12 protein-coding genes are annotated in these 12,283 nt (G+C 70.0%); 4 read left to right on the forward strand and 8 right to left on the reverse strand.

The genetic code is table 11. The features are described from left to right. Positions 1-631 precede the first annotated feature (631 nt). The 5 genes from ACIO5D_RS10315 to ACIO5D_RS10335 form a co-directional block, all read right to left on the reverse strand. Positions 632-1,636 carry a trypsin-like serine peptidase gene (locus ACIO5D_RS10315; protein ID WP_400794722.1) on the reverse strand — a complete coding sequence of 335 codons (1,005 nt, stop codon included), beginning with the start codon at positions 1,634-1,636 and terminating at the stop codon, positions 632-634. A gap of 496 nt (positions 1,637-2,132) precedes the next feature. Then, positions 2,133-2,753 carry a DJ-1/PfpI family protein gene (locus tag ACIO5D_RS10320; protein ID WP_363612130.1) on the reverse strand — a complete coding sequence of 207 codons (621 nt, stop codon included), beginning with the start codon at positions 2,751-2,753 and terminating at the stop codon, positions 2,133-2,135. 95 nt (positions 2,754-2,848) lie between these two features. Continuing rightward, on the reverse strand, positions 2,849-3,394 hold the full coding sequence (locus ACIO5D_RS10325; RefSeq protein WP_400794724.1) for an AAA family ATPase: 546 nt from the start codon (positions 3,392-3,394) through the stop codon (positions 2,849-2,851). A gap of 179 nt (positions 3,395-3,573) precedes the next feature. Beyond that, on the reverse strand, positions 3,574-3,816 hold the full coding sequence (locus ACIO5D_RS10330; RefSeq protein WP_400658148.1) for a hypothetical protein: 243 nt from the start codon (positions 3,814-3,816) through the stop codon (positions 3,574-3,576). Between the two features lie 170 nt (positions 3,817-3,986). Further along, entirely contained in the window at positions 3,987-4,421 is a 435-nt protein-coding gene (locus ACIO5D_RS10335; RefSeq protein ID WP_400794726.1) for a hypothetical protein, read from the reverse strand. Positions 4,422-4,830: 409 nt separating this feature from the next. Between ACIO5D_RS10335 and ACIO5D_RS10340 the strand changes: the two genes are divergently transcribed. Beyond that, positions 4,831-6,093 (forward strand): hypothetical protein, encoded by a 1,263-nt coding sequence (locus ACIO5D_RS10340; RefSeq protein WP_363612126.1) that lies wholly within the window; start codon positions 4,831-4,833, stop codon positions 6,091-6,093. 57 nt (positions 6,094-6,150) lie between these two features. On the opposite strand, the gene ACIO5D_RS10345 is transcribed toward ACIO5D_RS10340, so the two are convergent. Together ACIO5D_RS10345 and ACIO5D_RS10350 are read right to left on the reverse strand one after the other, a co-directional pair. Continuing rightward, the gene (locus tag ACIO5D_RS10345) at positions 6,151-8,187 is read right to left on the reverse strand and encodes a transglycosylase domain-containing protein (RefSeq protein ID WP_400794728.1); all 2,037 of its coding nucleotides are present in this window, start codon (positions 8,185-8,187) and stop codon (positions 6,151-6,153) included. Positions 8,188-8,354: 167 nt separating this feature from the next. Beyond that, on the reverse strand, positions 8,355-8,999 hold the full coding sequence (locus ACIO5D_RS10350) for an SRPBCC family protein (protein WP_400794730.1): 645 nt from the start codon (positions 8,997-8,999) through the stop codon (positions 8,355-8,357). A gap of 191 nt (positions 9,000-9,190) precedes the next feature. Between ACIO5D_RS10350 and ACIO5D_RS10355 the strand changes: the two genes are divergently transcribed. The 3 genes from ACIO5D_RS10355 (at position 9,191) to ACIO5D_RS10365 (ending at position 11,634) form a co-directional block, all read left to right on the forward strand. Next, a complete protein-coding gene (locus ACIO5D_RS10355; RefSeq protein WP_400658162.1) occupies positions 9,191-9,844 on the forward strand; it encodes a TetR/AcrR family transcriptional regulator in 654 nt (217 codons plus the stop codon). Positions 9,845-9,939: 95 nt separating this feature from the next. After that, positions 9,940-10,509 (forward strand): DinB family protein, encoded by a 570-nt coding sequence (locus ACIO5D_RS10360; RefSeq protein ID WP_400794732.1) that lies wholly within the window; start codon positions 9,940-9,942, stop codon positions 10,507-10,509. A gap of 282 nt (positions 10,510-10,791) precedes the next feature. After that, on the forward strand, positions 10,792-11,634 hold the full coding sequence (locus ACIO5D_RS10365) for a hypothetical protein (protein ID WP_400658164.1): 843 nt from the start codon (positions 10,792-10,794) through the stop codon (positions 11,632-11,634). 76 nt (positions 11,635-11,710) lie between these two features. On the opposite strand, the gene ACIO5D_RS10370 is transcribed toward ACIO5D_RS10365, so the two are convergent. After that, positions 11,711-12,274, reverse strand: coding sequence for a DoxX family membrane protein (locus ACIO5D_RS10370; RefSeq protein ID WP_400794734.1), 564 nt, complete (start codon positions 12,272-12,274; stop codon positions 11,711-11,713). Positions 12,275-12,283: the final 9 nt, after the last annotated feature.

Here is a 12,283-nt window from a genome sequence, read left to right on the forward strand (position 1 = left end):
CTGTGCGGTGTCTTTCTGGCCTGACGGCCGGTGTGGGCGGTCGGGGCCCGTGGTGAGGGTGGTTGGCTGTCGCGGCTCTGAAGGGCCGTCCAGTGGCCAAGGGAGTCGAGCAGAGCGCAGGCCGGGCCGGCACCGTCCCACGCCGCACCGCACCGATGACGTCCGCACCATCTCCGAACAGCGCCTTGTCGGGTGGTCCCGCGACGCCGTCACCGACAAGGAAGTCACCGACATCCGCATCCGCCTACGGCTCGTGCTCGACATCCGAGGCCCTGGCCCCGGCCGCAGGGCAGGACCCGTCACAGGTCTCCGGCAGCCGGGGCCGGTCGGCGCGCCTGCCGGGGCGCTGGGCCAGGCTCTCCCGGAGAAGACCGCGGCGGCCGGGCACAGTGCGCTCGGCCGCCCGCGGTGTCCGGGCGAGCCGCGAGGGGATCAGGGTCCACTGACCCGGGCGTTCCCGAGAGCGTCCCGCCACGACCGGCGAGCGCCCGGAGGCCGGCCCGGCCGCCACCGACCCGGCACCGGCCCGAGGCCGCTCGACGGCCCGCCCAGGCCCCACGGCGCCGCACGTCGGGCACGGGTCCTGCCCGGCCGGGAGGAGGTGCCGGCCGGGCAGGAGATTGACACGACGTCAGGCCAGGTGTGTCTGCGCCCAGTTGTAGAGACGGTGGGCGCTGTCACCAAGGCGTGTGGCGTAGAGCGTATTGGCCTGCCCGCCCGCGACTTCTTCGCTGGTGGTGGTGACGCCGACGACGGTGCCGGCGCCGGTCCGGGTGTCGAACTGTGCGAGGTGGGGACCGCCGCTCGCCCCGTGCGACATGTCGCAGGGCTCACCCCACAGGAGGGGTGCCTTGGGGCCGGGCTGGGCCGGTCCGGCGCAATGGATCATGCGTGATCCGGCGTACTTGGCGCCGGGGTCGTTGAGTCGGTTCTTCGGGTACCCGAAGGTGTGGATGAACTCGCCCTTGGTGGGCTTGGTGAACGCGATCTTCTGGCTTCCCGTGACGTCCGCGATCCGTCGTCCCCCGGCTGAGGGGTTCGCCACGAGGACTCCCGTGTCGTAGCCGGCGACGGCGACCTCCTCCGAGGTCGTCCTGCCCGGATCGGCGTCCCAGCGGGATGAGGTGGCCATGCTCTTGATGCTGAAACCGCCGAGCGGTTTCGTTCCGTTGCGGTAACCGGGCACGAAGTAGAGGTTGTGGTGCCACGTGTCGTCGGCAGCGGCAGCCCCGACGCCCCTCAGGCAGTGCGCCGCCGTGATGAGGGTGCTGCGGTTCGCGCTGTTGACGACCGTTGCGGTGCAACTGCCGTCGTAGCCGTCGGAGAAGGTGAAGAAGAGCCGGCCGACGCTCTCGTTCACCGCTCCGCCGTGCGTCCATGTGGCCCCGGGATCCAGCGTGTTCGCGGGAAGCGGCCGCGGATCGTCAGGCGTGTTGTCATCCTCGGGCACGGGGGTGATCTCGGGGACCAGGGCGCCCGCCAGCTTCATCCGCGTGGCGGTCCAGTAGGTGTCGATCCGGCTGCGCTCTTGTGCGGTCGTGGCGCCGGAATGCGTGGTGACGGAATCCGGCCCTGCGGCGAGGGCCGCGGTGGCGCCGTCCTGCGGTGCGGCCCCCGCGGGCGCGGCCAGCGCCATGCCCGCGGCCAGCACGACTGCCGTCAGGACGGCTTGTGTGCACGCTCGGCTGTGGATCCTGTGGTGGTGACCGTTGATCCGACCATGTGTATGTGGCATGCGTGGCACTGTAGGGACGGGACGTCAGATTCCTGTCTAAAGAGGGTTTCATCCTTTCGTCAGTCCCATCAGGTTCCGGTAAAGAGCGTTTCATCCTTGTATCGGTAACAGACACGACGGCATCGAACACCGCTACCCGTCCGTCCAGCGTCACCGCGCCCCCAGTCGTCCCGCTCGGCGATACAGCGCCGCAAAGGCATGGAGGATGGGCGAGGCCGTCAACCCGTCACAGGAGCCCGACCATGGACGCCGCCCTCAGTTGCGAAGTTGCGGCTCGCCCCGGGCGGAACACCCCACCGGCCTCCCGCGTCACCGGCGGCCGGTCGGGCGTGCGGGCTCTGCCACGAGCAACGAAATGCCGAGTCCCAGGGCGCCCCCGGCTGGACGCGCGGCTCGGCTAGCCCAGAGTGCGGGCCCGTTCGAGCACCTCGGCCGGGGCCTTGGCCACCGAGCCGGTGTCGAAGGGGGGTTGCGGGTCGTACTCGGTGTAGAGCTGGATCGCCTGGGCCGTCACCTCGTCGGTGAGCAGGGCGGCCAGCCGGACGGCCATGTCGATGCCGGAGGAGACCCCGGCCGAGGTGATCAGCCGGTCGTGCCGGACCACCCGTTCGGGGGTGTAGACGGCGCCGTACGACTCCAGTTCGGCGGCCGCGGCCCAGTGGGTGGTGGCGGTCAGGCCGTCCAGCAGGCCGGCCGCGCCGAGCACCAGGGAACCGGTGCAGACCGAGGTGGTGAAGCGGGTGCCGGCGTGGATCCGGCGCACCCAGCCGAGGAACCCGGGGTCGTTCACCATGGTCTGGAAGCTGCCCCCGCCCGGGATCAGCAGGACGTCGCAGCGTTCCACCTCGGAGTACCCGGTCGGCACGTGCACCGGCAGGGAACCCAACACGTCCTGCACCAGGCCAGGTTCGTCCGTGACGAACCGCACGGTGGCACCGGGCACGTACGCGAGGATCTCGTACGGCCCGATCGCGTCGAGCGGCTCGAAGCTGTCGAAGAGCGGGATCACGATGTCCATGCGCCGCAGCATAGCCACCACCCGGCCGGACCTCGCCGGGACCGGTGAAACCGGCGGGTCCGGGAGTGCGGTCGTCCGAGATGGGGCCTGGTGGTTCACGGCGCGGCTTCAATCCGCTTCTTTACCGCTGCCACCCGTTCCGACAGCGGGCCCGGGGCGATCGACACGCACTCGTATCCGAGTGAGGCGTAGGCGTCCCGATGAACCTGCTCGAATCGCAGTGCCTCCTCGAAGGTGATCAGCCGCGCGTCGGTCCGTACGACAAACCCGAGGTTCTGGACGAACAAGACCTTCTTGTCGTAGATGTCCCCGGCTTGGATGCGCTCCAACTCGCCGGCCAGGGCCGAAGAGACCGGGTGGCCGAGATACCTGGCCAGGGCGTAGGTGCAGACGGGCGATCGATCGTAGATCTGCACCTCGCCCTGAAGGGACGCGGCCTGCTCCTGCCGTCGGCGCTGCAAGTCGGTGATCGCGTCCACGAAGGACGGGTTCGTCCATGGCGCCGGTTCGCCTTGGGCCTGTCGCAGGGCGATGACATCTGTCGCCGCTTCCTCGACCACGGTGTAGCCGTCGTGCTCCAGCCAACGCAGGATCGCCGTCTTCCCGGCTCCGGGGGAACCGGTCAGGATGTAGCGCTTCATCAATGCCCCTGTGTGTCGAGACCATCGCCAGAAGTCATCCGACACCCAACCACAGCGGAGACACTCGCTCAGCCCGCGAACGGGCCGAACGAGCGGGCCCGGCGGCGAGGTTCGTCGCCGGGCCCGCTCAAGGCCGGGCCGCCGGGCCGGCGGCCTGCCGCTCCCGCGTGCCTGTCGACTCAGGCCCAGATGGAGAGCCGGGCCGTCGTCGGGGCGACATCGCAGAAGTAGCTGACCGCCTCCCCCCGGGCCACGTAGGCCTGGCCCGCGGCCTCACACGCGGCACCGCTCGGGTACATACCGACATAGACATATCCGGTCGTCACCCTTGTGGACGCCTGAGCAGCCGGAGCGGCCATCAACCCGCCCGCGGCCAACAGTCCAGCCAGGGCCATGGTGGAAACCGCTTTACGCATCGCCATGCCGGTACCTTCTTCCCTCTGAAAAGAGCACCGGAGTCCGCAGCCCGGCGCTTCGCCGCGAGCCTCCCCCACTCCCGGACCCGGAGCAATGGTCGAGACCAATTCGGCAGGAAGCTGCCGAGGCCGCCGTGGCGACCTCGGCAGCTCCGGCTCCGCGACGGGCTCCAGCGTCAGCGCCGCGCCAGCGCCAGCACGCTCAGTCCGAACATCAGGACGCCCAGGGGGAGCTGGACCGCCGGTATGTGCGCGATGCCGAGCACGACCTGGACCGAGGCGAGGACGAGGAAGCCGGACGCGTGCCAGACGGGCCGGGGCGAGCCACCGCCCGGCTTCCACGCCGGCACCGCCGCGAGCACGTACAGCATCGACGCCCCGCACATCACCCGGGCGCCGACACCGTGCAGCGTCTCTCCGTAGGACGAGGTCAGCAGCAGTCCGGCGGAGACCGCCTGAAGGAAGGGCGCGACGTCGCCCTCAGGACGGATCTCAGGGTGCGGTCCGGTGTACACGTCCCCGCCCTTGCGGTACAGCATCCACGCGGGCGGCAGCAGCCGCAGCGCCTCCCCCAGGACCGCGGCGAGGTCGGCGCGGGCTTCCCTCCGCACCCCCTCGACGGGGCCATGATGCGGTCTGCGCTTTCGGGCAGACCGCGCGCTGCCGGTGATGTCGCGCCGTAGCGGATGCGGTCGCGGCGACGACATCGCACTCGCCGGGACCGGGCCACCGCCATGCGCTGCCGATACAAGCGCCACACGAGCGGTCAAGGGGCCGAGCCCGACACGACCCTCATTCCTGACAGCAACTCAGGCGACTCGGACTCCGGGGCCGGGAGGTCCGAACGAGTGGCCGGATTTGCGTCAGGAACCCTGCACGGTAGGGCAGTTATGCGATCACCCGCCGGGCCACCGTTCGGTCTCCGCCTCGACACCTACCGATCAAAAATGTTCTGATGATCGCACTGTATGGCTTACTTTCCAAACTTATCTGACTGTATGTCGGAGAAACGGAGGAACGGTGCGGGCTGCTCGTGGCGCAACCGCCCTGCTGGCAGTGGGGGTCGTCGCGACCTTCGCCCTGACCACGGGAGGCTCCGACTCGAAGGACAGACCGTCCGCCGCCGACGTCGCTCCGTCGAGCACCGAACCCAGCCCGAGCGGCACACCGTCCGACAGCCCCAGCCCCAGTTCCAGCCCCTCGCCGACCTGGGACGGCGTGGTCAAGGTGCTCGGTGACGGTTCGACCTCCGACACCGGTCCGCAGCCCAGGCAGCCCAAGCCCGAGAAACTGAAGCCCGGCGAGAAGCCGCCGCAGTTCGTGGTGTTCTCCTGGGACGGCGCGCTGGAGAACGACGACCACCTGTTCTCGCGCTTCCGCAAACTGGGCGCGGAGAACAACGCCCAGATGACGTTCTTCCTGACCGGCATCTACACCGTGCCCAAGTCCAGGAGCACGCTCTACCACCCGCCGCAGCACGACGCCGGCGCCGCCGCCATCGACTTCCCCACCGACGCCCACATCAAGGAAACCCTGGAGCAGCTGCGCCTGGCCTGGCAGGACGGGAACGAGATCGGCACCCACTTCAACGGGCACTTCTGCGACGCCAAGGGCGGCCGCGACTGGAGCACCGAGGAGTGGAAGAGCGAGCTCGACCAGGCGATCTCCTTCGTCACCAACTGGAAGACCAACACCGGCTTCAAGGACCTCCCGCCGCTGCCCTTCGACTACACCAAGGAGCTGGTCGGCGGCCGCGCCCCCTGCCTGGAGGGCCAGAAGGCCCTGCTCGCGGCCGAGAAGGCGGACGGCTTCCGGTACGACGCCAGCTCACCGGGCGAATTCCAGGTCTGGCCCGGCAAGAAGGAGGGCATCTGGAACTTCCCGCTCCAGATGCTTCCCTACCCGGGCAAGTCGACCCAGGGCCTCGCGATGGACTTCAACTTCCTCGCCAGCCAGTCCGGGGAGAGCACCAAGGGCGACCCGAAGAAGTACGCCGCGTGGGAGAAGGAGACCCGGGACAGCTACCTCAGCGGCTTCGAACGGGTCTACAACGGCAGCCGGGCCCCGCTCTTCATCGGGAACCACTTCGAGACCTGGAACGGCGGCATCTACATGCAGGCCATCGAGGACGTGATGAAGAGCGTCTGCAAGCGGGACGGCGTCCGCTGCGTCTCCTTCCGCCAGGTCGCCGACTGGCTGGACGCCCAGGACCCCAAGGTGCTCGACAAGCTGCGCCAGCTGGACCCCGGGCAGCCGGCCGACTGGTCGCGCCTGGTCAAGTGACCGGTCCGGGCGGCCGGCGGGGCCCGTGGTGTCACGGGCCCCGCCGGCCGCCCCGGCCTACCGGCCGCGCGCCTCTCCCCGGCCGTCCTGGCCACCGGCCGTCTTCATGTACGAGGTCCAGATCTGGGTGGGCAGCGCGGAGTCCGGGGTGTCCGGGGCGGCGCCGCCCAGCCCCTCCAGCGAGAGCAGCTTCATGTCCTTCAGGTCCGCCCGGAAGACCGTGACGGCCGTGGACATCTGCCCGTTGTAGCCGACGAACCACCCCGCCGTACGGTCCGCGGTGGTACCGGGCTTCCCGGCCAGGTCCGGGCCCGCCTCCGCCGCCGGTTTGGCGCTCCCGGTGCGGACCGCGTCCTTGAGCGCCGCGTCCACGTCCCCCGCGACCGCCGGGGTCAGCGCCTGTACGGCGGTCGGCAGACGCAGCGCGAGCGGCGCGCCGTTCCGGGTGATCCTGAGTACCGAGTAGGGGTCCGTGTGGCTGCCTCCCGCGGCGAAGGCGGCGTACGCGTCGGCTGTCCTGATCGCGCTCGGCGTGGAGTTCCCGACCCCGAAGGCCGGCGCCAGCTCACCCATGCTGACCGGGAGCAGGCCCAGGTCCGCGGCGGTCTTCTGCACCCGGTCCAGGCCGACGTCCATACCGAGCTGCATCATCGGCCCGTTGACGGACTGCTCCACCGCGCTCCTCAGGGTGACCGTGCCCCAGTCCCGCTTGCCGTCGTTGGCGGTCTTCACGATCTTCCCGTCACGCCCCCAGTACGGCCCCTCCGGGGTCATCACGTTCACGCCGTTGTCGCCGTTGTAGGTGGTGGTGGGCAGCACCGGGGTACGGCTGCCGCCCCGCTGGCGCTGCACGCCCTGGCTGAGCCCGGCGGCGTACACCAGCGGGGTGAAGGCCGAACCGACCGGCACCGTGGAGGTGTTGGCGCTGTTGAAGCCCTGCTTCAGATAGTCGGGGCCCCCGTAGAGTGCGACGATCCTCCCGTCGGGGGCCACCGAGGCGGCACCGACCCGCAGGAACCTGTCGGCGTCACGGTTGCCGGGGTCGATCCCCTTGGTGGCGTCCTGCACCACGGCGGCCAGGGCACTGACCTTCGGCTTCTCGAAGGTGGTGTATATCTGGTGGCCGCCGAGGTCGAGCTGGGCCGACGTGATGTCGCTGTGGCTCTCCACATAGGCCCTGGCCATGTCCACCAGGTACCCGACCTGGCCGCTCAGCCCCGCCGCCTTCGGCTGGGGCCTGGGCTCGGGGAACACCGTGTACTCGGCGCGTTCGGCGGCGGAGAGCCTGCCGACCTCCACCATCCGGTCCAGAATCCAGGACCACCGCTCCTCGGCCCGGCGGCGGTTGTCCGCGCTGATCGCCGGGTCCAACTGCCCGGCCCCCTTCAACAGGGCCGCCAGGAAGGCCCCTTCGCTCGGATCGAGCTGCGAGACGTCCTTGCCGTAGTACGCCGCCGCGGCACGTTCGATGCCGTAACTGCCGCGTCCGAACCAACTGGTGTTCAGATAGCCGGCCAGGATGTCCTGTTTGCTCATCCGCTGGTCCAGCTTGATCGCGATGACGATCTCACTGAGCTTGCGGGAGATGTCCTGACGCTGGTTCAGGTAGATGTTCTTGACGTACTGCTGGGTGATGGTCGAGCCGCCCTGAGTGTCGCCGCCCGAGCCCATCTGGTAGACCGCGCGGCCGATGCCCGTGATGGAGATCCCCGGATCCGAGTAGAAGGTCTCGTTCTCGGCGGCCAGCACGGCCCACTGCACCGGCTGCGGCACCCGGTCGAGCGGCACCTCCTGCCGGTTGATCTCACCGATCCGCGCCATCTCGGTGCCGTCCGCCCAGTAGTAGACGTTGTTCTGCTGGGTGGCGAAGGAGTTCAGGTCGTCCGGGACCTCGGTGATCATGTAGAACCGGGCCAGCCATCCCGTCAGCACCATCGCCCCGAGCCCCGCCACCAGGAGCAGCTGCCGCCAGGACGGAAGCCAGCGGCGGACACCGCGCCGCCCTCTGCGCGGGTAGTCGATCCGCCGCAACGGGCGCCACCGCCGCCGTCCGGTCTTCTCCTCCTGGGCCCCGCCACCTTCGTGAGCACGCACAGTCCGGTCTCCGATTCGCTCGTGGGACACCCCTCGAACACACAGACGCGATGGGAGCTGCACCAAGGTCACCGGAGACTGGTGTGATCATGGTCATACCGCGCGAGACGGCCGTCCGGCGGCCAGCCATTGACGACTGCTCAGTTGACGTACACCCAGTTATCGGGTCAGTGAGTCTGGTTGTAGGCAAGGCCTTCGGCGGCGGACTTCAGGTCACGCAGCCACGATTCGAGGCCCTCGCGGAGGATCCTGGTCGCGGTGGGAACGTCCGCTTCGACCTGGGCGCCGGTGTGGGTCTCCTCGGTGCTCACGCGGACGCCACCCTTGACCTCGGTGAAGTTCCACACATGGACGCCGTCGATGCGCAGTCCTTCGCCGATCGCGGGGCCGGTCCAGCGGATGCACGAGTTGGGCTCGATCTGCCGGACGGTCGAGGTGATCTCCAGCCTGGTGGCGGGAGTTGAGGGGTTGGGGGGCACCGGGGTCGTCCACCGGAATGCCGAACCCTTGCGGAAGGGGCCATGGTCGAGGCGCTCGACGGTCTCGACGGGGGCCTGCCAGGACGGCCAGCGCTCCACGTCGGTCTGCAGCTTCCAGACGGTGCGCAGCGGGGCGTTGATCACGATCTCGGCCCGGTGACGGACGAGGGCGTCGGGGTCGACGCCCTTCCCGCGGCAGGTGAGGGACGCGCCGGGCCGGGGGGTGTGGGAGCCGGCGGCCCCGGCGGGCGCGGCAGCGGCGCCGAGGAGGCCGAGGACGAGCGGGACGGTGAACAGAGCGGCGCGGACGCCGGTGCCACGGATGCCGGACATGGAGTTCTCCTCCGTCGGTCGGGGGGTGTGAGCGCGACCGGTCGGCCGCACCGCGCGGCCGCACCGAGTTAGATGCTCACGTGTTCGTTAGAAGTTATAACGCGATGCGGAACGGCGGGTCAATGGGTTGCGTGATAGCCTCTAACGAACCCTTGAGGGTGTAGCCGAATGAATGGGGACGGTGGCAGGCCATGGCGACGAAGGGCGCGAACGCCTCGCGGGAGCGCTACCGGACCCAGGTCCGGGCCGAGATCACGGAACGCGCCTGGGAGCAGATCGCCACGGCGGGGGCGTCCGCGCTCTCCCTCAACGCGATCGCCAAGCAGATGGGCATGAGCGGACCAGCGCTCTACCGCTACTTCGCCAGCCGCGACGACCTGATCACCGAACTCGTCCGGGAGGCGTACCGAAGCCTCGCCGAGACCCTCCGCACGGCCTCCGCCACCGGTGCCGACCTGGCCGGGCTGGCACACACCCTGCGCGGCTGGGCCCTGGCGGACCCTCAGCGGTACTTCCTCGTCTACGGCACCCCCGTCCCCGGCTACCACGCGCCCGCGGACATCACCGCCATCTCCTCCGAGATCATGACGACCCTGGTCGACGCGTGCGCGGCGCTCGCCCCGGACAGCGCCGTGACCCCCTTCGGCACCTACCTGGAGGACCACCGGGACTGGGCCGCCGGCCACTCCGCCCCGCCCGAGGCCCTCCACCGGTTCCTGACCTTCTGGACCCGCCTGCACGGCGTCCTGTCGTTGGAGCTCGCCGGCCACTTCACCGGCATGGGCCTCGACCCCGCCCTGCTCTTCGCGGCCGAACTGGACGACCTGCTGGCACCCCGGGCCTGAGGTCGCACGCGGCACGACGGGGCCACCCCCGCCAACGGCCCGAAGCGATCACCGTGGAGAAACTCACTGGCGAGCCCGGGCCCTCACGAACCACCATGGAACGCATGAGCGACCAACCCGCGCGATGGAGCCAGGCCACCGTCCACCCCGACATGTGGGCCGACCCGGACGACGACCCCCGCAACAGCGAAGGAGTCAGTCCGGACGGCGAACTCGCGACGCTGCAGGACTTCCTGACGAACTACCGCATGACCCTGCGGATGAAGTGCGAGGGCCTGGACGCGGAGCAACTGGCCCGTCGGTCGGTTCCGCCGTCGACGATGTCGCTGCTCGGCCTGGTTCGGCACCTCGCCGAAGTGGAACGGGACTGGCGCAACTGGATCAGCGACGGCGATCCACTGCCGAAGCTGTACGGCAAACGTGACGCGGACTTCGACGGAGCCGTCGCCGAGCAGGCCGAGGTCGACGCCGCGTACTCCGATCTGGCGCGCGAGCAGGCCGCGACCGACGCCGCGCTGGCCGAACACCCGGATCTGGGCGAGCGCCTGGGGAAGGACGGGATCGCCGCGCGGGAGCTGATGGTGCACAGGATCGACGAGTACGCCCGTCACTGCGGGCACGCCGACCTGTTGCGCGAGTGCATCGACGGACGGGTGGGCCAGTAAGGGGCCAGGGCTTGTCTGACAAGCCCTGGCGCGCCGAGCCGCACCCGGGACGGTGCGCCTGAGCGGTCGTCGACGCAGGCGATCAACGCCCCCGGCCCGCACCGTCACCGACCCGCCGGACGCCCCTCGGCAGGATCGGCCTTCCATCACGGTTGGGCGACCATCCTTCCACCTGACTCGAACTGACTTTCGCTTCAAACCCCGGGACCGATAGGTTTCAGCCTTCACGAAACCGATCTCGATTTTCTCCGGGGGATCCCTTTGTCCACTGTGCCTCCCCAGGTGCCCCAAAGCGCCGGCCCGGTCGGCGCCAACCCGTACGCCGACGGGACCGCGGCACCCACCGCGCCCAGCCCGTACGCGTATGCCGGCCCCAACGGCGGTGCGCCGCAGGCCGGGCCGGTCCCGGGCCAGCAGGCCTACGGCCACCCCGCCGCCGGCCCCGACGGCTATGCCGCGGCGGGTCCGGCCGGCTACCCCGGGTACGGCGAAGCGGCGCTCTCCTGCCGTTTCTGCGGCTCGGTCCCCGCGGTGGAGGCGACCATCCGTGGCCACCAGGGCTTCCTGGTGATCATGCGATTCCTGAAGCTCCAGGGCCCGTTCTGCCGCAGCTGCGGCATCGCCGCCCACCGCAGCATGACCGCGAAGAGCCTCTGGCAGGGCTGGTGGGGCATCGCCTCCCTGCTGATCAACCCGGCCACCATGCTGCTCAACCTGCCGCAGCGCGCGAAGATCAACAAGCTCGCCCCGCCACTGCCGGGCGCCCCCGGCCAGCCGATGAACCCGGGCAAGCCGCTCTTCCAGCGCGTCGCCGTCCTGGGCCTGCTGGTCCCGTTGCTCGTGATCGGCGCGATCGTCTACAACGTGCAGTCCGACCCTTCGTTCGCCTCGGTCGGCGACTGCGTGCACAACAAGAACGCGATCGTCACCGGGGTCACGGACAACCACCCGGACGTCGTGGTGCTCTCCTGCTCCGACCCTGACGCCGACGCCAGGATCGTGGGCAAGGTGAAGGACAGCTCCAACGGCGAGACCGCCTGCAGGCAGTTCAGCGACGCCGACGGCTACTACACGGAGGAACAGGGCAGCGACCAGTTCACGCTCTGCCTGCACTTCCTGAAGTAACCGCCCGACGCGACCGCGCACCACAGGCTGAGGGGACGTCCGGAGTCGGACGTCCCCTCAGCCTGTTGCCCCTCGGTCAGAGGGTCACCCCTTTCAGGGACAGCACGATGGCCGCGCCGATGCCACCCATTCCCAGGGCGACGGCCATACTCCACCACCCGCCCCGGCCCCAGCGGAACGGGCGGTCCAGCGCCAGGCGTCCGGGGCCGAGGGCGGAGACCGCGATCGCGATCAGCGACAGGCACAGCGGGTACTCCAAACCGCCCTTGTCGGCCCACAGGCCGCCGCTCGAACTGACGGACATCGCGTTGATCATCACCCCGACCACGGTGGCGGCCGCCAGCGGGGTGAGCAGCCCGAGGGCGAGGCCCAGGCCGCCGCACAGTTCCGAGGCGCCCCCCAGCGCGGCGAAGAGGGTACCGGGGCGGTAGCCCAGGGCCTCGAAGCCCTTGCCGGTCGCACTCAGACCGGCGCCACCGAACAGGCCGAAGAGTTTCTGGGCGCCGTGGCCGGCCAGCAGCAGACCGGCCAGCCGGAGCACCAGCAGGCCGACATCGGCGGCGGACACCGGCGGCGCGTGCACGGAGGCCGGGGCGGAGCAGCGGGCAGAGGCCCGCAGCCGCTCGGCGGTCAGTTTCATGGCGAGGTT

This window comes from Kitasatospora sp. NPDC087315 (assembly GCF_044744345.1).
In the GTDB taxonomy this organism is placed as follows: Bacteria; Actinomycetota; Actinomycetes; order Streptomycetales; family Streptomycetaceae; genus Kitasatospora.

Bases quoted from the DNA above. Each gene is read 5' to 3' on its own strand.
- ACIO5D_RS10330 (WP_400658148.1), bottom strand. From the start codon at position 3,816: ATGGCGATGCGTAAAGCGGTTTCCACCATGGCCCTGGCTGGACTGTTG.
- ACIO5D_RS10325 (WP_400794724.1), bottom strand. From the start codon at position 3,394: ATGAAGCGCTACATCCTGACCGGTTCCCCCGGAGCCGGGAAGACGGCG.
- ACIO5D_RS10320 (WP_363612130.1), bottom strand. From the start codon at position 2,753: ATGGACATCGTGATCCCGCTCTTCGACAGCTTCGAGCCGCTCGACGCG.
- ACIO5D_RS10355 (WP_400658162.1), top strand. From the start codon at position 9,191: ATGGCGACGAAGGGCGCGAACGCCTCGCGGGAGCGCTACCGGACCCAG.
- ACIO5D_RS10360 (WP_400794732.1), top strand. From the start codon at position 9,940: ATGGAACGCATGAGCGACCAACCCGCGCGATGGAGCCAGGCCACCGTC.
- ACIO5D_RS10370 (WP_400794734.1), bottom strand. From the start codon at position 12,274: ATGAAACTGACCGCCGAGCGGCTGCGGGCCTCTGCCCGCTGCTCCGCC.
- ACIO5D_RS10315 (WP_400794722.1), bottom strand. From the start codon at position 1,636: ATGGCGCTGGCCGCGCCCGCGGGGGCCGCACCGCAGGACGGCGCCACC.
- ACIO5D_RS10350 (WP_400794730.1), bottom strand. From the start codon at position 8,999: ATGTCCGGCATCCGTGGCACCGGCGTCCGCGCCGCTCTGTTCACCGTC.